This is a genomic window from Kocuria salina, assembly GCF_013368965.1.
GTDB lineage: Bacteria > Actinomycetota > Actinomycetes > Actinomycetales > Micrococcaceae > Kocuria > Kocuria rosea.
On the sequence record NZ_SSSF01000009.1, the window covers coordinates 124698 to 145259 of the forward strand.

Here is a 20562-nt window from a genome sequence, read left to right on the forward strand (position 1 = left end):
GGGCTCGCGTCGACCGGTCAGCTCAGTTTCGGCGAGACGTCATCCGGTTCCGGGCCGTCGGCCCCCGGCTGGGCATCGCAGTGCCCGGGCCTGCGAGTCCGAGGCGATCGGCCGGAGGCGGCACCTCGACAGCCGGTGCTCAGGAGACGAGGTTGGCCGCGGCTTCGTCCATGTGGGAGAGCATGTAGTCGGCGGCTGCCGGGGCGTCCCCGGCAGCGATGACATCGACGATGGCGGTGTGCCGGTCCACGCGCATGTTGCCCACGGCCCGGTCCATGCCGGCCCACATGAACGACATCCGGATCGACCCCTCCAGGGCCTGCCACGAGTGCAGGAGCATGGCGTTGTCCGTGAGGCGGCACAGCGTTCGGTGGAAGTTCAGGTCCGCCTCGATCCGCTCCTCCAACGTGTGGCCGACGGCTTCATCCATGGCCCGCACCGCGTCACGCAGTGTGGCCACGGCCGCATCGCGATGCTCCGCTCGGCTGAGCGTGCGCACGGCCAGGGACTCGAGGGCCGCCCGGACGGCGAAGATGTCGACGATCTCCTTGGCATCCAGACTGCGCACGGACAGCCGGCCACGGGCTCCGGCGGCGATCAGCCCCTCCTGCTGGAGCTGGCGCATGGCCTCACGCAGGGTGCCCCGGCTGATCTGCAGCTGCTCGGACAGCTCCGTCTCCACCAGGTGGGTGCCCGGGGGCAGCTCGCCGGTGGTGATGGCCCGACGCAGCGCCGTCAGAGCCTGCTGGCGCAGGTTCACCTTGGCCAGTCCGGCCAGGGCCGCTGTCTGAGAGGTCATCGTGGTCATCCTTCGGAAGCTGGAGGTGGACTGGTCGGACGCGGCGGGGGCACCGCCGCCTCCTGCCGCGCGTTGAACGGAACCCCGGAAGTGTCGGCCCGGTCGGCTCCGCTGACGACCTCAGTGCCATGAACGTACCGCCGCACAGTGACTGCGACTCACCCCTCGATCATACGGGCCCGGTTAACCGTTGACCGGGCCGGATGTGCGGGGGCGGCACTTCTACGGGAGGATCAAGATGTCATCTTTTCTGTTGACTGTTAACAGTTGAACGGCGTACTGTGATGCCAACCACAGACCGTGTCGACAGGCACCAGTTCCGCGGCCACCAGGACGCCGTATCGCGCGACCGGCTGATCCGACCACCACCACATGAGGGGAAACCCATGCAGCCAACGACTGATATCGCTCCGGTCGAGCCCGAGCGTCTGACCCGGATCAAGGAGGCGGCCTTCCGCATCCGGACCAACGCACTGATCCAGGGCGAGGTGCAGGGGCAGGGCTACATCGGCCAGGCCCTGGACATCGCCGACGTCCTGGCGGTGCTCTACGCCGACCAGCTGAACCTGCGCCCGGAGGACCCGGAGTGGGAGGGCCGGGACCGGTGCCTGCTCTCGATCGGCCACTACGCCATCGCCCTGTACGCCGCCCTGGCCGAGGCGAAGTTCCTGCCGCTGGAGGAGCTGGAGACCTACGCGACCGACGACTCCCGGCTGCCGATGTCGGCGATGGCGTCCTACACGCCGGGGGTGGAGATCTCCGGGGGGTCCCTGGGCCACGGCCTGGTGGTCGCCAACGGCGTGGCCCTGGGGCTCAAGCGCAAGAACAACCCGGCGTTCGTCTACAACATCCTCTCCGACGGAGAGCTCAACGAGGGCTCCACCTGGGAGGCCGCCGCCGTGGCCGCCCACCACGAGCTCGACAACTTGATCGCGATCGTGGACTTCAACGACCAGCAGGCCGACGGCAAGAGCCAGGACATGCTCGGCATGGAGCCGATCGAGGGCAAGTTCGAGGCCTTCGGCTGGATCACCCGCCGGGTCGACGGCAACGACGTCGCCGCCGTCCTGACCGCCCTGGAAGAACTGCGGACCATCGAGGCGAACCAGCCGCGGTGCCTGATCGCCAACACCAAGCTCGGCAAGGGCGTGGACTTCCTGGAGAACCGCGAGAAGCTGCACTTCATGACCGTCGCCGCCGACGAGTGGCAGAAGGCCCACGACCGACTGAAGGAGTCGTCCCAGGCATGAACACCACCCCGAACACCGCCACCCAGAAGAAGCGGCTGACCTCGGACGCGATGAGCGCCTCCCTGGCCCGGGAAGGGCAGCGGACCACCGCCGCTCCCCTGGGCCACGCCCTGGTGGAGCTCGCCGAACGCGACGACCGGGTCGTGGGCCTGTCGGCCGATCTGGCCAAGTACACCGACCTGCACATCCTGCGCGACGCGATGCCCGACCGGTTCTACCAGGTCGGCATGGCCGAGCAGGCCCTGCTCGGGGCCGCCGCCGGGCTGGCGATGGAGGGCTTCGTGCCCTTCGCCTCCACCTACTCCGTGTTCGCGACGCGCCGGGCCTACGACTTCCTGTGCCTGGACATCGCCGAGGCGAACCTCAACGTGAACATGGTCTGCGCCCTGCCCGGGCTCACCACCGGCTACGGGCCCTCCCACCAGGCCACCGAGGACGTGGCGATCCTGCGGGGAATGCCCAACCTCACGATCGTGGACCCCTGCGATGCGGTGGACATCGAGCAGGCCGTCGCCCAGCTGGCCGCCCACGACGGACCCACCTACATGCGGATCCTGCGCGGGAAGGTCCCGCGGGTGCTCGACGAGTACGACTACACCTTCGAGCTCGGCAAGGCCAAGCTGATCCGCGACGGGGCCGAGGTCCTGCTGATCTCCACCGGCCTGATGACCGAACGCGCCCTGGAAGCCGCCAAGGCCCTGGAGGCCGACAAGGTGGACGTCGCCGTGCTGCACGTGCCCACCCTCAAGCCCCTCGACGAGGCCACCATCCTGGCCGAGCTCGCCAAGGACCGGCTGGTGCTCACCTGCGAGAACCACACCGTCATCGGAGGCCTCTTCGACGCGGTCGCCCACACCGCCGTCCGCGACGGCGTCCTGCGGCAGATCACCCCCATCGGGCTGCCCGACGAGTTCCTCGACGCCGGCGCCCTGCCCACCCTCAACGACCGCTACGGGGTCTCCACGACCAAGATCGCCGAGAAGGTCAGGACGCTGCTCCACCCCCGTCACACCGAGCGCGTGGACTGAGCACAGCACCGAACACCGAGACACAGCAGTGAGGGGCGGACGGAGAATCTCCGTCCGCCCCTCACTGCTGTTCGCCGTCGCACCGTCGTCGAGCCGAAGCCCGAGGCCTCACGAGGCGCACGCCCGTTGCCGCACCCTCCAGATGGAGCACTCGGCGGCATGCACCAGCGTCCGATCGCGCAAGGGACCGTCCACGATCCACAGCACGCCCAGCCGAGGGCAGGCCACGTCGACCACCCCGCGGTGGTGCACCGTGTCCCAGCGACGGATCTCGACGACGTCACCGGCCCGCAGATCGGCCAGGTCGCGGACCCGCACCCCCACCGACGCCGAGGCACGGGAGGGAACGGAGGAAAGAGAACGGGCAGAACGGTGCATGGTGTCTCCTGAGATGTGGCGCCGCCGCCTCCCCGCGGGTGCGGGGAGGCGGCGGACACGAAGCGAATGAACCGTGTCAGTGCATGTGGCTTCCGCCGTTGATGTCCAGGGTCACCCCGGTGAGGTAGGAGGAGTCCTCGGAGGCGAGGAAGGTGATGGACGCGGCGATCTCCTCGGTGGTGGCCGTGCGCCCCACCGGGATGCCGGCCGCGATGGCGGCCTCCTGCTCGTCGGTGCTGCCGACACGGATGTTGGTGTCCACCGCCCCGGGAGTCACGGCGTTGACCGTGACGCCGGTCGTGCCCAGTTCACGGGCCAGCGCCTTGGTGAAGCCGAGGATGGCGGCCTTGGCCGCGGAGTAGGGGACCTTCCCGAAGACTCCGCCGCCGCGCTGGGCGGACACGGAGGACATGTTCACGACCCTGCCCCAGCCTGCCTCGATCATCTCCGGCAGGAACGCCTTGGTGACCAGGTAAGTGCCGGTGGCATTGACGTCCATGACCTTGTGCCACAGCTCCAGAGTGGTCTCCAGGAACGGCACCGGGGAGGTGATCCCGGCGATGTTCACCACCGCCCCCACAGGCGGCAGGGTGCCGGCGGCGACCTCGGCGGCCACCGCGTCACGGGCGGCGGCCACCGAGGCCTCGTCGGCGACATCGACCGCGTGGCCGAAGGCCGGCACACCGCACTCCTGCCCGATGTCCTGGGCGACCCGGGCCGACTTCTCGCCGTCGAGGTCGAGGATCACCACCGCCCATCCTTCACGGGCGAAACGACGGGCGGTGGTGACTCCGATTCCCTTCTCGGAGGTGGCTCCGGTGATGACGGCGGTGCGCTGGGTGGTCGACATGGTGCTCCTAGGGATAGGTGAGGACGGGTCTTACAACAGGGAGGAGATGTACTCGGCGGCCAAGCGGGTGGCCGCCGGGCGCTGCTCGTGGGTGACGTCGCGGGTCTCGAGCTCGAGCGAGAAGTGCCCGGTGTAGCCGATACGTTCCAGGGCCTTCAGTCCGGCGGCGAAGTCGGCTTCGCCGTTGCCGATGCTCAGGTGGATGTTGCCCGCGGTGGCGTCGCGCAGGTGCACGTGGGTGATCCGCTCGGCGAAGGTCTCCACGAAGCGCACCGGATCCCCGCCGGAAGCGACGATGTGGCTGAAGTCCATGACCATACCCACGCCGGTGCCCTCGAGCTCGTCCGCCAGCCGACGGGCGCGGTCCTCGTTCCAGCACAGCCGGAAGAAGTGCAACGACTCGCACCACAGCTCGACGCCGGCCGCCGCGGCCCGCCGGGACGCGCAGGCCAGCTCCCCGGCCACCGTGCGGATGTCCTCTTCGAGGGAGCGGACCGGCTCGTGGTCCAGCGCACCACAGGGCAGGACGAGGGCTTCGGCGCCGACAGCGGCCGTGAGCTCCAGGAGCATTTCCAGGTGCTCGGCGCGGTCCGCACGCCGGCGCTCGTCCAGCCCCGCGTTGAGATCGCCGACGTCCCCGTTGACCGAGCGCACGCGCAGCCCCGAGTTCTGCACATCGGCGGCAACCTGTTCGACGGCGACCGCGTCGAGCACGTAAGGGACGTGATCGCAGACCCCGGGCAGAGCACCCAGATCGATCTCCGCAAAGCCCAGGGCATCAATGGCACCCAGTGCGGTGGGCAGCGGTTGGTGCCGGAAGCTGATGGACGAACAGCCCAATCGGGAGGAGAACATGTGGTGCGGATCCTTGCTCTAAGCCATCAAAGATGGTGTGCCGTGCATCACGCTACTGCGGCTAACTGTTGACAGTCAACATCCATGACTCGATTGCACCTTCACAAGTTGGGACGGGAGGGTCCCAACTTGTCTGCGCAGAGATCAGGAACCGTTTCGCAGACGGCACCCACCGGGATCCAGCAGTCCACGCTCCACGCCTCGGTGAAGCTAGGGCCGGCACGGACCTCAGACCTGGAAGGCTGATGTCATGAACTCCTCGCAGTCCTCAACGGATCGGGCTACCACCTCAGCCCAGGACGGCACGTTCTCTGCCGCGCCAGACATCGCCACGCACGTCATCGTCCTCCCGGGAGGCGGGTACGCCGGTCACGCCGACAACGAGGCGGAGCCCATCGCCCGGTGGCTCGGAGAACTCGGACTGTCAACGAGTGTGTTCCGCTACCCGGTACACGCCATGCACCCGGCACCATTGGAAGCAGTACGGGCCGAGATCCGCCGGGTCCGGGAAAATGGTGCCGAACGGGTCGCCCTGCTGGGCTCGTCCGCCGGCGGACACCTGGCCGGTCAGGCCGCTCTGAGCGCTGCCCCATCCGCCCCGGAGCGAGTCGACGCGGTGATGCTCTGTTATCCGGTGGTGTCCATGGAGCTCGAGACCGACAAGGGCAGCCAACGAGAGCTTCTGGGCCCTGAGCCCAGTCCCGAGGCACGGGCCGCAACGTCCCTGGACCGCTTGGTGACGGCAACGGCTCCGCCCTTCTTTATCTGGCACACCGCCGACGACTCATCAGTGCCGGTGCAGCACTCCTATCTTCTGGCCCAGGCACTGGCACGCGCAGACATACCCCACGCCCTGCACGTCTTTCCTTCAGGGACGCACGGACTCGGGTTGGCCGAGGCCAGTGGGGAACCTGAAGCCTGGCCAGGACTGTGTGCAACATGGCTGTTTGCAATGGGGTGGCTGCGGTGATACCGGCATGGCAGCCCACCAATGTAGCCGAAGCGACTGAGCCGGCAAGGGGATAAAAGTACAGGTTTCTACCGTGGCCGGCCCCTAACCGGGCCATATGTAAAGCGGTGGTGCATTACCCCGACTGGATATCTTCCAAGGTGTGCCCCTGGCCGCTTCCACCCGCCCCAGTGTCTTGGCAGACACCCGCGCGATCACCGCTGCCGACCCACCGGGCAGGGCACCGCTGTCGTCGCTCTGACCATCACTGTCATCTGCGCCCGGCGACCGTCTTCGAGAGACTATTGAAACCATTTCAAGAGCGGCAACACCCGCACGTACCCCGATGGCCGGGTCGTGGGCCACCGCACCGGGCAAGTCAGGATGGTGCCCGTGATGACGACAGGCCCGTCTTGGCACTTCAGCACGTCGGACAGTGGGTTGGGGCGGCAGTTTGGTCCTGTCCGTTCCCGAGGCCGCTAGCGGGGACGATCCACTCGAGCGTCAGGCGGGGCTCGCCGCCGGGTCTTGAACGCTCCGGCTTGCTGTCACTTCGAGGGGGATCGCTCCGGAGAGCTCCGCTCTGATGATCTCCGCACCCGCAGCGAGAGCAATCATTTTGTCTCGCGCCACCTGTCGAGACAGTGGCGCCATGCCGCAGTTGGTGCTCGGATACAGCTTGTCCGCATCGACGAACCGGAGCACCTGCCGGAGGGTGCTGGCCACTTCCTCCGGGGTTTCGATCGCGTCGCTGGCGACGTCGATGGCCCCGACCATCACCTTCTTGCCTCGGAGCAGCTCGATGAGTTCGACCGGGACGCGGGAGTTGTGGCGTTCCAGGGAGACCATGTCGATCGTCGACTGCTGGAGGAGCGGGAATGACATCTCATACTGGCGCCACTCCGACCCGAGCGTCGCCTTCCACTCGGTATTGGCTTTGATGCCGTAGCCGTAGCAGATATGCACGGCCGTTGTGCTGCGCAGTCCCTCGGCCGCTCGCTCCAGCGCGGTCACGCCCCACTCTTTGAGGTCGTCGAAGAACACGTTGAAGGCAGGCTCGTCGAACTGGATGATGTCGACGCCCGCCGCCTCCAGCTCTTTGGCCTCCTGATTGAGGATCTTCGCGAACTCCCAGGCGAGCTTTTCGCGACTCCTGTAGTGCTTGTCGTAGAGGGTGTCGATCATGGTCATGGGACCGGGGAGCGTCCACTTGATGGGCCGGCTGGTCCGCGCGCGGAGGGCCTTCGCGTCGTCGAGGAAAACCGAGCGCTCACGGCCCACCGCGCCGACGACCGTCGGGACGCTCGCGTCGTAGCGGTCACGGATCCGCACTGTCTTCCGGTGTTCGAAGTCGACGCCGCTGAGATGTTCGATGAACGTGGTGACAAAGTGCTGGCGGGTCTGTTCGCCGTCGCTGACGATGTCGATACCCGCCTGGCGCTGCTCGTCCACGGCCAGGCTCAGCGCATCCCGCTTGCCCTCGCGCAGTTCCTCGCCCTCCAGCTTCCAAGGGGACCACAGCGTCTCACCTTCCGCGAGCCAGGAGGGCTTGGGCAGGCTGCCGACGATGGTGGTGGGCAACAGTGTGTTCATCGGTGATATTCCGTCTCTCGTCCGCAGTGGGCCGCGGCCCACTGCTCCAGGAGGGTCTGGTGTGGCTTCACGAAGTGCTCCTCCGTGAACTTCCCCTGCATGAGGGCCAGCTGACTGCGCTCCTCGCGGTCGTAGGCGATCTGCGTCACCGAGTGGTCCCGACTCTCCAGGCGCGGCCGGTAGGTCCGGCCCGCCGCCGCATTGGCGTTGTAGATCTCCGGGCGATAGATCTTCTGGAACGCTTCCATCGTGCTGATGAGACCGATGAGTGCCAGGTTGGAATAGTCGTTGAGGAGATCACCGCGGAAATAGAACGCCAGGGGTGCGACCGCGCCGCGGGGCATGAAGTAGCGGACCCGCAGTCCCATCTTCTCGAAGTATCGATCCGTCAAGGAGGATTCATCCTGCCGATACTCGACCCCGAGGATCGGATGGTGGTTCTCGAGCCGACGGTACGTCTTGGTGCTCGAGACGCTGATGCAGATCACGGGCGGCTGGGGGAACCGCTGCCGGTAGGCATCGGAGTCCAGGAAGTGCGTGAAGAGCTTCCCGTGCAATTCGCCGAAGTCATCGGGGATGCTGGACCGGGGCGCCTTCGCGTGGTGTTCCGGCAGCACCACGCTGAAGTCATAGTCCCGGAGGTAGGACGAGAAGTTGTTCCCCACGATCCCGTCGATGTGCACGTTGGACAGCGTGTCGAGGACCTGCACGTCGAGGACCTCGATCAGGGGGAACACCGCGTCGTCGCCGTCGGCGGCGAAGTGCAGGTCCACGGAGACGATCTCGATCTCCACGGCATAGCGATCCCGGCTGGGATTGTCCCAGTGGGCCAGGTCGTTGAAGCGATTGTTGATCATTGTCAGGGTGTTTCGGAGGTTCTGCCGACGGTTCTCGCCGCGGGCCAGGTTCGCGAAGTTCGTCGTGCTTCGGGAACTGGTCGACGGGCAGTAGTCCTCATCGAAGCGGGTCGTGCTGATATCGAACGTGAAGTCGTTCGGCGTGGTGGTCTGATGCATCGATTCCTCACTGTTGCCCGGGGGCCTGCCTCCCAGATCCGCACTCATCTCGAACGTCGTTCCCCGCTGCTCGTGCACTGCCCTCCCGAAGGTCGCCTCAGTCATGCTCCTGGCACCCCCGGCGTTGCCCGGACGACGTCGATCCAGGGTTCCGGGCTGCCGGTTCCCCGAGCCGCGCGGGCCCCAGCGGTGACGCGGCGCTGACCGGTCCGGGGCGGGTTGGACCCCCGGCTGTACTCGTGGCCGCCGCGCAGCACGCTGATGCCGTTCTGCACGAAGGTGCTGGTCTGGTAGATCGGCGACACGACCGCCCCGGTCAGAGGGTCCGGTGCCTGGCCGGCGTGCACCGCTGTCGTGTTGAAGCCCCGAGGGGCCGTCGGTGCAGTGTCCGTCTGTGCTGTGTCGTTCAGGAAGGTCATCTCAGCGCGCCTCCCCGGTCAGGGCCGAGGCCGGTACGGTGGCCAGCGCCCGGTCGAGGTCGGCGATCAGGTCCTCGGGACACTCCAGTCCGATGGACAGCCGGATCGTGGTCTCAGCGATGCCCGCGACCCGGCGTTGGTTGGGGGTGAGCCGGCAGTGCGTCATGGTCGCCGGGTGGCTGACCAGGGAGCGCACGTCCCCGATGTTCGCCACGAGCTGGAACAGCTCCAGAGCGTCGATGAACGGGCCGATGGCATCGGGGCCGGCGGCCAGGTCGAAGGAGAACACCGCGCCGGTGCCGTGCGGGAAGTCCCTCGCGGCGAGGGCGGCGCTGGGATGTCCGGGGATCGCCGGGTGGTGGACGCGCCCGACGGTGGGGTGCCGGGCCAGGTGCTCGGCGACCGTTCGCGCGGTCTCCTCCTGCCGGGTGATGCGGACGGCGAGGGTTTCCAGGCCCTGGATGAACTGGGCGGCGCTGGCCGGGGCGAGGGAGGGGCCGAGGTCGTGCAGGAACTTGCTGCGCGCCAGCGCCAGGTAGGCGCCGCGGCCGTGGCGGTCGATGAGTGCCTGTCCGCCGTAGCGGGCCTTGGGCCGGGTCAGTTGGGGCCACCGCTGCGGGGCTGCGCCGTAGTCGAAGGTGCCGCCGTCCACGATCGCCCCGCCGAGGACGGCCCCGTGCCCGCCGATGAACTTCGTGGCGGAGTGCACCACCACGTCGGCACCATGTTCCAGTGGCCGGTACAGGACCGGCGTCGCCAAAGTGCTGTCCACCACGACCGGGACCCCGGAGGCGTGGGCGATCTCCGCCAGCGCCGGCAGGTCCGGCACGGTGGCCAGCGGGTTGGTGATGGACTCCAGGAAGAACGCGCGGGTATCCGGCCGGATCGCCGCGCCCCAGGCTTGCGGGTCGGCCGGGTCGGCGAAAGTGACCTCGATGCCGAAGCCGGCGAAGGTGTCCGTCAGCAGGTCCACCGTCCCGCCGTAGAGCTGGCTGGAGGCGACCACGTGCTTGCCGTCGTGGAGCAGGGTCAGCAGGGACAGCGCGACGGCGGCTTGTCCCGTGGCGGTGCCGATGGCCCCGATCCCGCCCTCCAGGACCGCCAGTCGGTTCTCGAACACGGCGACCGTGGGGTTGCCCGTGCGGCTGTAGGTGAACCCGGGAGTCTCCAGCCGGAACATCGAGGCGGCCGTGGCGTGATCGGGGAAGCGGTAGGCCGCCGTTTGATGGATGGGCACGGCCACCGGCCGGTAGGGGGCCTCGGGCTCGTAGCCGGCGTGGACCTGTTGGGTGGCGTGGTGATTCATGCGATCCTCCATCGGTCCTGGCGGTAGCACCGTGCCCGCCGGTCCCGGTGTCCCAGGATCGGCTGGCTGGTTGCTGCGGCGTCGTCGAGCCAGATCTCTCGGCCGCTCTGGATGGTGTGGTGTGCTCATCCCACTCGATGGACGGCTCCGTAGTCCAACGGACGGTGGGGGCGGCCGTCACAAAACCACACGTCGGGACATACTCGGGCCGGGCGGTCGCGCTCGGCCGACGTCGGGCCGGGTTTGTGACAGGTTGTGACGGCCAGCCGCCCGGCCTTCATCGCGGGCTCAGTGATGTCCCGGCGGAAGACCAGGGCGTCATCGAGAGCATTGTGCGCGGAGAAGATGACGCCCGCCTGGGGGCGGGCATCATCAACGGCGTGGTGAACGGCGTCAATCGGATCCCGGGAGCCGTGCACGGAGCCATCGGATTCGTCCACCGGCACCGCAGGAGGGCTCGCCCCGGCCCCGCTCTTCGACCGTGGCAACCCGCAGCATATGACCAACGCTCATCGCAGCGACGCAGACCCGGAAGACACCTGCGCTGGTTCTCTGGCCACCCCATCCGTGCCACTGGCGGAGTGCTGAACCTCCGCAGATCGAGCATGTGCCCTCGGAACTACCCGATCTCCTCCACGACACTGGTGCCCGTGCCCGTTCGGGACTCCCATGCCCAGGACTCATGGAACCGGACTCGGCCATCAGCGAGTACTTCGATCGTGGACAGGCACTTTCCGCTGGCGGTCTCACCCGACACATTGAGATGGGCATAGCGGAACGCCAGAGTGTCGTCGGCGCGCGTGCCCACCAGAAACCCCTTGCGGACCGCTCCTCCGGCGTAGACCGCCCAGACCGTGCCGCCCTCCTGGTGATAGGTGAAGATCGTGGTGGAACCAACCTCACCCTCGGCCGTGTTGGTCACTCCGGTGAGCCGGCGTCCGTCGATTCGCACGGTCTTCGAGGTCTGTGTGGCGTTATCGTCCATGACGCCATGATGTCAGCACCTTCAGGAGCTCCCTCAGCGACTCGGACTGGCCAGAACAGCAGCGCCTCCGCAAGACGCCGACCCCAGCCCGGACCAGGCCCAACAGACCCCGGAGGTACCCCGATTGCAGCGTCGTTCTCGTGGACAGCGGCCGCTAACCGGGCCATATGTAAAGCACCGGGCGCCCATTTGCTGTACCGCCCCGACGGGAAGGCCTAAGGCTGCCCCAACGATTGAACCGTCCGCGGAAAGCATCGGAGGGGCTGTAGCCGTAGCTCCTGCCCGCTGGGGTCGACCTGGATGACCGGCCCAGGATATTTCGGCTCTCTCGGAACCCACCAGCCAATGGCGCCCGGCGGGGGCAGCCTGTGGCACCGGGTCCGTGGTGGGGTGCGCCTAGGCTCCGGTGACGACGCGGGTGAATTCGGTCCAGGTGTCGCTGTCGTTGCGGTAGGTGTAGCGCTGGTCGCTGCGGATGCGGCCGGCCTCTCCGGCGCGCAGGACCAGGGCGGACCCGCTGGTGATGATGATGAGTTCCCCGGCGTGGACCTGGTGCAGTTCTTCGGTCCCGGCCGTGTCCGGCTGGGCGTGGTAGGTGTCCCCCGGGGCCAGTCGCCAGGACCATAGTTCGGTGCGGGGAACGCTCTCGGTGGCGAGGAGCAGCACGGCCTCGCTGCCACGGTCCGAGCTCCACACGCGCACCGCTGCCCCGAGTCGCCCCCCGCTGGCTTCTTCCGCGGGGGTGGTGGGGGGCATGGCGAGGGAAACGAAGTCGGTGCCCAGGGCGTGGGCGATGTGGTCGACGGTCACCAGGCTGGGATTCGCCTGGCCCAGCTCGATCTGGGTCAGCATCCGCCGGCTCACCCTGGCGCGGTCGGAGAGCTCCTGGACGCTCCACCCCCGGTGCTGGCGCTGCTGGCGGATCTGTCGGCCGACCGTGGCGACGAACTCCGCGGTGGCTTCACCTTTCTCACGGGTGGCCATCCGTTCCTCCTCCGGTGAGCAACATGGTGGGCACCGGCAATGCGGCGTTCTCACCTGGTGCGCCCTGATGGTACTGCGCGCTTTCATCGGCACGCTGCGCTCTGGGGCGCTTCCGCTGGCGGCTCGGCCAGGCCGGGCCGTTGCCGGCGGCCCTGGTCCAGTCGCCTCCTACTGAGTCGGCCTGCACCGAGCGAGTGGACCTTTGGGCTGCTCGAGCGTCGACGTCCGTCACCTGACCTCAAGGCCTTCCCGGTCCGCGCCCTGATCGGACTCAGGGGCGGGACGCGGTCGGAGCGTCAGATCCTTGGGGCGCAGCTCGCTGACCAGGACACCGACGACGATCAGCACGGCCCCCAGGATCGCCAGGCCCGGCAGGCGATCCCCGGCGATACGCCCGATAATCCCGCCCCACACCGGTTCCCCGGCGTAGATGACGGTGGCCCGGGTGGCCGACACAGAGCGCTGCGCCCAGTTCATCGCCCACTGAATCAGGATGCTCGCCGCCCCGAGCCCGACCCCGGCCACCAGCCACACCCAGGAGAACCCCGGAACCCGTTCGCCGGTCACGGGCATCATCGCGAAGGACAGCAACCCGGCCATCAGCACCTGCACCACGGTGACCCGGCGGGCATCCACCGTGCCGGCGAAACGACTGATGAGCACGATCTCCACCGCGCAGGCCACCGCACTGAACAACGTGAGCGTCTCCCCGGGGCTCAGCCCACCCAACCCGGCGTCCGGACCAGCCAGCAACACCAACCCCGCGAAGGCGAACGCCACCCCGACCAGGGTCATCACCGCCGGGGCCTTGCGCAGCAACACCCACTGCAGCAGAGGCACCATCGGCACGTACAAGGCAGTGATGAACGCCGACTGGCTGGCCGTGATCGTCTGCAGCCCCACCGTCTGCAGGCCGTAACCGAAGAAGATCGACGTCCCGATCACCGCACCGGCGCCGATCTCCTGCCAGGTGATGCCCCGCAGCACGCGCCAGAACACCACCGCCCCGATCAACCCGGCCACCACGAAGCGGACCCCAACGAAGAACAACGGGCCGGTGTGGGCCATTGCCACATGGATGATCAGGAAGGTCGCCCCCCAGATCATGGTGATGCCGATCAGGATCAGTTCGGGGCGACTGACGCGGAGCCTGTTTCCGCCGGTACGAAAGAAGGTGTGCCACACACACCTCAGCGTATGAGAAATATAATGCTCATGCCAAGGTGAAGACCTGGTGCCCTGGCAGGAACCCTTAGCGCAGGGTCGCGGCCCTGGGAAACGTCCGGTAGCCGGGCCATATGTAAAGCGGAAGGGAGCTGAAGCGCGATCAGATTTCATCTGATCGCGCTTCAAGCCTGGTTTATGGCAATCACTCCGTGTCGGCGTTCTAGTAGACGGTTCCCATGGCCTTCCTGACCTCGTCTAGCGTGTTGTTGGCGATCTCGTTGGCGCGGTCGTTCCCTCGCTTCAATACCCGTAGGGCGACCTCGGGGTCCTGGGCTAGCTGTTGCCGCCGTTGCCGGTGGCCGGCGAGGAACTCGTTGACCGCCTCGGTGGTCACCTGTTTGAGGCGTCCGCTGCCGGCGTCACCGATCTGCTCGGCTAGCGCCTGCGGGGTGGTGTCCAAGCACAGGGCGGCCGTTGAAAGGAGGGCTGAGACCCCGGGGCGGGTGTCCGGGGCGAAGGTGATCCGACGCTCGGAGTCCGTGACGGTGCGGCGGATCACCGCTGCGGTCTCATCGGCGGTCATCGACAGGGCGATGGCGTTGCCGTAGCTCTTGGACATCTTCCGCCCGTCCAGCCCCGGCACTTCCGGGGTGGCGGTGAGCAGGGCCTCGGGAACGGGGAAGGCGTGCCCGTAGCGGTCGTTGAAGCGGCGGGCGATGACGCGGGTGATCTCCACATGGGGCAGGTTGTCCTTGCCCACCGGCACCAAATTGCCCTTGCAGAAGAGGATGTCCGCGGCCTGGTGCACCGGATAGGTCAACAGCAGCCCGCTCAGCGCCCGGCCGGAGGCGGCTGCTTCGGCCTTGACGGTGGGGTTGCGGTGCAGCTCGGCCTCGGTGACCAGGCTCAGGAACGGCAGAAGCAGCTGGTTCAGCGCCGGCACGGCAGAGTGGGCGAAGATCGTCGTCCGCTGCGGGTCCAGGCCCGCGGCCAGGTAGTCCAGCACCGCGCTGTGCACGTTCTCCTGCACGCGGGCGGTGGTGTCACGGTCGGTGATTACCTGGTAGTCAGCCAACACCAAGAAGATCTCCACCCCCGCCTGTTGCAGACGGAGGCGTTCGACGATGCTGCCGAAGTAATGGCCCAGGTGCAAGGCCCCAGTCGGGCGTTCCCCGGTGAGGACCCGGAATGCCTCCGGGGTCCGGCCGATGGCCCGGGTCAGTTCGGCCGAGCGCTGCTCGGCGGCGGCGAATGACTCCATGTGCGTACTCCTCGAAGGTCGGAAGCTGCACACAAGACCGCCGAAGTGGCACGGGCTGCTGTGCAACCCGTGAACATGCGTCAACCGGCTGCTATCGCAGCCACCACCACGCCAGACGGTTGAGCATCATGGCCCCCACTCTACCCACCCGGCAGCAGCCCCAGACTCTCCGCCGAGCCCACCCCGCACGGCCAGGGCACTCCCGGTACGGGCCAGAACTGCGCTGTCCTGGATAACATGGCCGACATGCACGCTCCCCCGCCGTCTCCGCCTCCTGAAGTGCTTGAAGCGTTCGGGCTCACCGACAGAGTCCACCCTGTGCCCGGCGGACAGGGGCGAGCTTTTCGGGTCGGTGCAGTGGTGCTCAAACCGACGGAAGACCCGATCGAGGCACAGTGGGCGTCCGCGCTCATGGACGGTCTTGCCCAGGAGCCTGGCTTCGATGTGCCAGCGCCGTTGCGCGCCGGCACCGGCGCCTATGTCGCTCACGGATGGACGGCTACCGGACTGGTTGAAGGAACAACAGGGCCACAGGGCCGGTGGGAGCCACTGATCATCGCCGCCCGGGCGTTCCACAGAGCCCTGGCCCAAATGCCGCGTCCCGATTTCCTCGCCCGCCGCTCGAACCCCTGGGCGGTGGCCGACCGTGTCGCCTGGGCAGAGCAAACCATCGACGTCGCCCCCGAAGCGCGCACGGTCTACAACGGGCTTCTCGGCCTACGGCGCCCGGTAGAGATGCCGTCCCAGCTGATTCATGGGGATCTGACCGGCAACGCGCTCTTCGCCGAGAACCACGACCCAGTGATTATCGACTTCTCCCCCTACTGGCGCCCGACAGCCTACGCCGAGGCCATCGTCGCCGCCGACGGTCTCCTCTACTACCCCGGCGACGTCCCCGCCGCCGTCATTGGCCGCCCCAAAGAACAGTGGATTCAAATGATGGTCCGCGCCCTGATCTTCCGACTCGTCGCATCCGCAGAGCTCGTCGGCATCGGTGGGCGGATCCCGGACGATGAACTCCAACGCTTCACCCGAGCGACAGCCACGGTAGAACGCCTGGCCGGCACCGCAACCACCCACCAGTAGAGGCAACCATCGGAGCGACCCGGTATTCGGCCACGCACGGACGCTGAGTACGACCCCGACGCGTTGGCGTCCCGGTCAGGACATGCCCCTCAGGGCCTCGCGCAATACGGTGATCCACTCTTCGGAGGCGTCCAGATGAGCATCATGGGTCCCACGGGGCAGATCGATCCGCCAAGTTCCTGGGCGGGCAGCGATGAGCGCGTCCTTCCGTGCGGGGGTGAACATCGAGTCCGCGGCGAAGACCACCGTGGTCGGGGCCGTCACCGCCTTCCACTCCTCCCAGCGCGGAACGTGCACGGCCTCGAGGACGGCTTGCATGACCGCCGCGTCGAACCGAGGACGAAACCCGTCGCCAGTGTGTTGAAGATCCGCCACCCAGGCCCGGGCCAAGGCACTGTCACCGAGAAATTCGGTGGCATCGGCCATTGATCCGAAGGGCGTGGGCCACGAGCGGAAGAATGCACCCAAAGCCCCTGCCTCCTCCAGGTCCCCGCCGTGCACGTCGGCTTCCAGCAGCACCAGACCGGCCACCCGCTGAGGGTGTGCAGCGGCGGTGAGCAACGCAGTGTGCGCTCCCATGGACTGACCCACCAGCACCACGGGATGACTCGAGGCGACCACATCGATCACCGCTGCGACGTCGTCGACGAAAGCCTGCCGGCCCATGTCCGACGGCACGCGGGTGCTGTGTCCGTGCCCACGCTGATCCACCAGCACACACCGGTACTCGGGCCACAGCGCTTCGGCCGAGGGAATGAACTCCTGCGCGCTGCCGGCCAGCCCGTGCAGGAACACCACCACCGGGGCGTTGCCGCCGGTGTCCAGATAACTGATCCGCGTCCCCGACTGTCCCACCGTCTCCCGCGAGAACTTCATAGCCTTGATCCTCCATCAGGAACCGGTGCAAGACAGGGCATGGCCATGGGCTCAGGTCAGGCTCATGCCTCCGTCGGTGGTGATGACCTGACCGGCGACCCACACTCCCTGGTCGGTGGCCAGCCACCCGATCAGCCGCGCGGGATCTCTCGGGTGCCCCCAGCGGCCGAAGGGGGTGGCCTGTCGCCATGCCTCGATCTCTTCCAGGGAGCGGTCGGTGGTCCCGGGGTCGAGGTAGCCGGTGTTGACCGGGCCCGGGTTGATGGTGTTCAACACGATTCCGAGCTCGAGCAGTTCCGCGGCCACCGTGGGTGTTACCTCTGCCAGAGCGGCCTTGCTGGTGGCGTAGGCGACCTCACCGCGCATCGGCCCCTCGCCCTGGCCCGAGGTCATCCAGAACACCCGGCCCGCCGCCCGTTCATCGACCGGCCCGGCCCTTTCGATGCGGTCGCCGGGCCGCGCTGAGGCGGATCGAGCAGTCGTGGCGGCGTGGCGGTGGGCGAAGTGCCGGGTCAGCAGCAGGGTGGAGCGGGTGTTGGTGTCCCAGAAGGCGTCCAGGGTCTCGGCGGTCATGTCCAGGATGGACCCGTCGCCGCCGCTGCGGGCGTGGTTGCAGACGAGGATGTCCAGGCGCCCGGTCAGGGCGTGGGCCTGCTCGACGAGGTTTTCAGCGGTGTCCGGGTCCCTCAAGTCCGCGGAGACGTCGCCGGCGAGGGCACCATCGTGCAGAGCGGCCCGGATGCCGGCGCGTACCGCATCGAGGTCGTCATCGCCCCAGGGCTGGTCCGCGTCATGGGGGCTGTAGTGGTGGAAGAACACACTGGCCCCCAGGGAGGCGAGCTCAACGGCCACCGCGTAACCGATGCCGCGGCGGCGGGAGACCCCGGTGACCAGAGCGGTTCTGCCCCGCAGCGGGCGTGTGGAAGAAGCGTGAGCCATGGTGGTGCTCCTGACGTACTCGAGGATTCGTCGTTCACAGGGCAGGCGCTCACACCGTCTTCATGGTGGGGAACCTATCAGTGACCACCGCTGCGGGCGGTGCGTCACCCAGGTGAGTGTCAACCGGTGGCCAGCACCCGGTCACGATCGCGGCGATACATCGCGGCGTGCTCGGCGAAGTCGTCCCGGCCGGTCTCGGCGGCTCGTGCGTCGGTGAACGCCGCGAGCTCTTCCAGACGTGCCGCCACCGCAGCCAGCAGCTCCGCGGGCTCGTAGGGCATCTCGTAGGAGTCGATCAGCAACTGTAAGCGGCCCGCACGGTCGGGTGTGGGCGGGCCGCCGTCGTGCGCGTCATCGGTCAGCGGCACCAACCGGTAGGCCAAGTAGGCCAGGTCCCAGATTCGCGGGCCCGGGGAGGCCGTGTCGAAGTCGATCACCCCGCGCAGCCGACCGTTGCGGAACACCAGATTGTACGGAGCGAAGTCGTTGTGACAGATCACCTCAACCGGGTGGTGGGTGGGCAGCTGCCAGACCAGGTCCTCCCCCACCAGCGCGGTGGACGCGTCGTGGATCCGGCGCATCAGCTGCGCTGCCGCCACCAGGACCGTATCCGCCCACACCCACTCGGACAACGGATAACCGGGCACCACCCCGACGATGTAGGACAGGACCTCCCGACCGTCCTCGTCCACCCCGCGAGACTCCGGAACCTCGGTGACCCCTTCCGCCCGCAACCGGACCAGTAACTGGTGCACCGCCGTGGTCCAGGGCCCGACAGTGCGACGGACAGTGTCGTCGACCCGCACGACGGTGGTGGAGTTGCCGCCGGTCAACATCTCCTCTTCCATGGCACGACCCTATCCGGAGGGCCTCAGCCGAGCCGGCGACCCAACTCCCGGGTGACGTGGGTAACCGCATTGGTGTACATGTTCCGCTCCTGTTCGGTCAGGTCGGGGCGGCCAGCCAGGAGGCTGCGGTGGTGCAGGGACGTGAGGAACCGTTCGTAGATCTCCCAGGCGTCACGGCGGACCAGCACCTCGTCGACGGTGCCCGTGGCCGCCCGGTGCTCGCTGGCCGCCAGGTAGGCCTCGACCAGGTCCCGGGTCTGGGCCCGGGTCATGGGCAGGTGCCACGGCTCCACGGTGATCTGCCCGCCGAGATAGGCGAGGTCCTGGGCGGGGTCCCCGATCTCCGACCACTCCCAATCGATGTAGCGCACCCCGGTGTCCCCGTCGACGAGGATGTTGGGCAGCAACAGATCCCCGTGGATCACAGCGAAGGACTCCAACCGGTCAAAGGTCTTCTGTGCGCCGCGCAGATACGCCCCCACTTCCCGCGCCAGTCGTGTCACGTCGGGCTCGGCCAGCACGGCCGGGTGGTTGTCCGCCCACCAGTCCAGCCCGGCAGTGAACTGTCCGTCGATGTCCACCTTCGCCCGGCGCTCTCCCGTCTCGGCGGTGAGGTCTCCGCAGCGCTCGAAGCGCTGGGCATGCAGGCGAGCCATCTGCTGGACGTGGGCCCGGATCAGGGCCGGGGTCCACTCCCCCGGTGGGAGGACACGGCCGGGCACGAAGGTGACCACCATGTACGGGGCGCCCAACGGGTTGTCCGCCGACTCCTCGAGCACCAGCGCCTGCGGTCCGATACCGGCCAGGACCAGGCCGAGTCCGTGGAACTCCTCCCGCATCGGCCGCGGCAGCTCCTCCACCGGACGCCGGGCGATCCGCACCACCACCCGTTGCCCGCCGGCCTCCAGCAACCACGCCGCGAAGCTCTCCCCCTGCCCCAGCAGACGCACCTCGTCACCGTCTCCGGGTGACGAGCCCAGGCCGACCGCGGCCGGGGCCTGACCGGCCAGACGAGTCAGTCGATCAGCCATGGACGGATGCTCAGGACGGGAGAGACTCATAAGCACAGTCTGCCCGCCACCTCGCCTGGCCGGAGAACCGCTGTTACAGCTCTGCGGCATTGAGGAACCCTCAGCGGGCTCTTTCTCTCAATGAGGTGGGCAAAGGCGTGGGGGTTATGACTGGTCATCGGGAAAGAAGAGGTCCTCGATGGTGCTGTCGAAAGCTGCTGCGAGCCGGAAGGCCAGCGGTAGTGATGGGTCGAACCGTCCGCGTTCGATGGAGATGATGGTCTGGCGTGAGACGCCCAGCTCGTCGGCGAGCCGTTGCTGCGACCACCCCAGGCGTTGACGCGACTCGTTGACCAGGTTTCTCACATCAGCCTTTCCGCCGCAGTACCAGGTATCGGATCCCGAAGGAGGCGAAGCACCCTGCGACCACTGCGGGAAGGACGAGCTTCAGATCGACGAGAAAGTCCCTGGGGATGAACGTCAGGACGATCGACGCAAGTCCGAGCACCAGGATGAGATCCCCGAAGGACCCCGAAGCGGCCATGTCGTACCACCCGGATTCGATGGAGTCGTCGGGCCGTTCAGCTGCTCCCCGGAGCGTGTCACGGTCGACGACGAGGACGTACACCAGGGCAACGGCCGGCATCGTGAGGCAGGAGGTGAACACCCAAAAACCCACTGCAGGATTCGATGCGGTGACGCCCACGAGAACGGACAGCCAGCCCCCCGCAACTCCGAGGATCAGCCCGAAGGGAACGGCGATGGCCATCGCCGGTGTGCGGCCGGTTCCGAACTTCGTACGTCCCCACTTCGTGCGCGTCTGCTCGATCGTCATGGTCGGCCCTCCCTCAAGGTGTACAGCTCGCTTTACATATCTAGTTTCTTTTACACCGTGGGGGCGGTCAAGTGAACAAGCGGAGCTCATGAGCGAACGCCGATGAGGCCCGCATGCCGAACGCCGAC

General features: G+C 67.6%; 21 protein-coding genes, 1 pseudogene and 1 riboswitch. Of the genes and pseudogenes, 4 read left to right on the plus strand and 18 right to left on the minus strand.

Annotated elements, in window-relative coordinates; translation table 11 throughout:
* Nucleotides 1-139 precede the first annotated feature (139 nt).
* On the minus strand, nucleotides 140-799 hold the full coding sequence (locus tag E7Z53_RS16495) for a GntR family transcriptional regulator (RefSeq protein ID WP_017832227.1): 660 nt from the start codon (nucleotides 797-799) through the stop codon (nucleotides 140-142).
* Between the two features lie 386 nt (nucleotides 800-1185).
* Here E7Z53_RS16495 and E7Z53_RS16500 point away from each other — a divergent pair, with 386 nt between their 5' ends.
* Both E7Z53_RS16500 and E7Z53_RS16505 read left to right on the plus strand, forming a co-directional pair.
* Nucleotides 1186-2049 (plus strand): transketolase, encoded by an 864-nt coding sequence (locus tag E7Z53_RS16500; protein WP_017832226.1) that lies wholly within the window; start codon nucleotides 1186-1188, stop codon nucleotides 2047-2049.
* Complete coding sequence (locus E7Z53_RS16505) at nucleotides 2046-3077, plus strand: transketolase family protein (RefSeq protein WP_017832225.1); 1032 nt, start codon at nucleotides 2046-2048, stop codon at nucleotides 3075-3077. Before E7Z53_RS16500 ends, E7Z53_RS16505 begins: the two co-directional genes overlap by 4 nt.
* Nucleotides 3078-3185: 108 nt before the next feature.
* Here the strand turns inward: E7Z53_RS16505 and E7Z53_RS16510 are convergent, their stop codons facing one another.
* From E7Z53_RS16510 to E7Z53_RS16520, 3 genes are all read right to left on the minus strand, one after another.
* Nucleotides 3186-3455 carry a hypothetical protein gene (locus E7Z53_RS16510; RefSeq protein ID WP_176338233.1) on the minus strand — a complete coding sequence of 90 codons (270 nt, stop codon included), beginning with the start codon at nucleotides 3453-3455 and terminating at the stop codon, nucleotides 3186-3188.
* A gap of 76 nt (nucleotides 3456-3531) precedes the next feature.
* Nucleotides 3532-4305 carry an SDR family NAD(P)-dependent oxidoreductase gene (locus E7Z53_RS16515; RefSeq protein WP_176338234.1) on the minus strand — a complete coding sequence of 258 codons (774 nt, stop codon included), beginning with the start codon at nucleotides 4303-4305 and terminating at the stop codon, nucleotides 3532-3534.
* A 30-nt stretch (nucleotides 4306-4335) separates the two neighbouring features.
* The gene (locus E7Z53_RS16520; RefSeq protein WP_176338235.1) at nucleotides 4336-5160 is read right to left on the minus strand and encodes a sugar phosphate isomerase/epimerase family protein; all 825 of its coding nucleotides are present in this window, start codon (nucleotides 5158-5160) and stop codon (nucleotides 4336-4338) included.
* A 250-nt stretch (nucleotides 5161-5410) separates the two neighbouring features.
* Between E7Z53_RS16520 and E7Z53_RS16525 the strand changes: the two genes are divergently transcribed.
* Nucleotides 5411-6130: an alpha/beta hydrolase gene (locus E7Z53_RS16525; RefSeq protein ID WP_176338236.1), complete on the plus strand. Its 720-nt coding sequence runs from the start codon at nucleotides 5411-5413 to the stop codon at nucleotides 6128-6130.
* A 483-nt stretch (nucleotides 6131-6613) separates the two neighbouring features.
* Here the strand turns inward: E7Z53_RS16525 and E7Z53_RS16530 are convergent, their stop codons facing one another.
* From E7Z53_RS16530 to trpS, 8 genes and pseudogenes are all read right to left on the minus strand, one after another.
* Entirely contained in the window at nucleotides 6614-7702 is a 1089-nt protein-coding gene (locus E7Z53_RS16530; protein ID WP_176338237.1) for a methionine synthase, read from the minus strand.
* A complete protein-coding gene (locus E7Z53_RS16535; RefSeq protein ID WP_176338277.1) occupies nucleotides 7699-8718 on the minus strand; it encodes a DUF1852 domain-containing protein in 1020 nt (339 codons plus the stop codon). The genes E7Z53_RS16530 and E7Z53_RS16535 overlap by 4 nt, the downstream gene beginning before the upstream one ends.
* A 203-nt stretch (nucleotides 8719-8921) precedes the next feature.
* Nucleotides 8922-9137 (minus strand): annotated as a pseudogene (locus tag E7Z53_RS16540) (PLP-dependent transferase); the annotation flags it as partial.
* Nucleotide 9138: 1 nt separating this feature from the next.
* Nucleotides 9139-10443, minus strand: coding sequence for an O-acetylhomoserine aminocarboxypropyltransferase/cysteine synthase family protein (locus E7Z53_RS16545; RefSeq protein ID WP_176338238.1), 1305 nt, complete (start codon nucleotides 10441-10443; stop codon nucleotides 9139-9141).
* A 5-nt stretch (nucleotides 10444-10448) separates the two neighbouring features.
* A riboswitch (SAM riboswitch) is annotated at nucleotides 10449-10561 on the minus strand.
* A 501-nt stretch (nucleotides 10562-11062) separates the two neighbouring features.
* Nucleotides 11063-11428, minus strand: coding sequence for a hypothetical protein (locus E7Z53_RS16550; protein ID WP_176338239.1), 366 nt, complete (start codon nucleotides 11426-11428; stop codon nucleotides 11063-11065).
* 396 nt (nucleotides 11429-11824) lie between these two features.
* Entirely contained in the window at nucleotides 11825-12412 is a 588-nt protein-coding gene (locus E7Z53_RS16555) for a helix-turn-helix domain-containing protein (RefSeq protein ID WP_058874577.1), read from the minus strand.
* Between the two features lie 228 nt (nucleotides 12413-12640).
* The gene (locus tag E7Z53_RS16560) at nucleotides 12641-13597 is read right to left on the minus strand and encodes a DMT family transporter (protein ID WP_058874578.1); all 957 of its coding nucleotides are present in this window, start codon (nucleotides 13595-13597) and stop codon (nucleotides 12641-12643) included.
* A gap of 202 nt (nucleotides 13598-13799) precedes the next feature.
* On the minus strand, nucleotides 13800-14840 hold the full coding sequence (gene trpS, locus E7Z53_RS16565) for a tryptophan--tRNA ligase (RefSeq protein WP_035961066.1): 1041 nt from the start codon (nucleotides 14838-14840) through the stop codon (nucleotides 13800-13802).
* Between the two features lie 237 nt (nucleotides 14841-15077).
* Between trpS and E7Z53_RS16570 the strand changes: the two genes are divergently transcribed.
* Nucleotides 15078-15926: a phosphotransferase gene (locus E7Z53_RS16570; RefSeq protein ID WP_217905890.1), complete on the plus strand. Its 849-nt coding sequence runs from the start codon at nucleotides 15078-15080 to the stop codon at nucleotides 15924-15926.
* Between the two features lie 75 nt (nucleotides 15927-16001).
* Here E7Z53_RS16570 and E7Z53_RS16575 read toward each other — a convergent pair whose 3' ends face one another.
* The 6 genes from E7Z53_RS16575 to E7Z53_RS16600 all read right to left on the minus strand — a co-directional run bounded on the left by E7Z53_RS16575 (nucleotide 16002) and on the right by E7Z53_RS16600 (nucleotide 20434).
* Nucleotides 16002-16802 (minus strand): alpha/beta fold hydrolase, encoded by an 801-nt coding sequence (locus tag E7Z53_RS16575; RefSeq protein WP_064845793.1) that lies wholly within the window; start codon nucleotides 16800-16802, stop codon nucleotides 16002-16004.
* A 51-nt stretch (nucleotides 16803-16853) separates the two neighbouring features.
* The gene (locus E7Z53_RS16580) at nucleotides 16854-17741 is read right to left on the minus strand and encodes an SDR family oxidoreductase (RefSeq protein ID WP_176338240.1); all 888 of its coding nucleotides are present in this window, start codon (nucleotides 17739-17741) and stop codon (nucleotides 16854-16856) included.
* 119 nt (nucleotides 17742-17860) lie between these two features.
* A complete protein-coding gene (locus E7Z53_RS16585) occupies nucleotides 17861-18589 on the minus strand; it encodes a phosphotransferase (RefSeq protein WP_176338241.1) in 729 nt (242 codons plus the stop codon).
* Nucleotides 18590-18612: 23 nt separating this feature from the next.
* Complete coding sequence (locus E7Z53_RS16590) at nucleotides 18613-19620, minus strand: phosphotransferase family protein (protein WP_176338242.1); 1008 nt, start codon at nucleotides 19618-19620, stop codon at nucleotides 18613-18615.
* Between the two features lie 144 nt (nucleotides 19621-19764).
* Nucleotides 19765-19965, minus strand: a complete 201-nt coding sequence (locus E7Z53_RS16595) for a helix-turn-helix transcriptional regulator (protein ID WP_176338243.1) — start codon at nucleotides 19963-19965, stop codon at nucleotides 19765-19767.
* A gap of 1 nt (nucleotide 19966) precedes the next feature.
* Nucleotides 19967-20434 (minus strand): hypothetical protein, encoded by a 468-nt coding sequence (locus tag E7Z53_RS16600; protein ID WP_176338244.1) that lies wholly within the window; start codon nucleotides 20432-20434, stop codon nucleotides 19967-19969.
* Nucleotides 20435-20562: the final 128 nt, after the last annotated feature.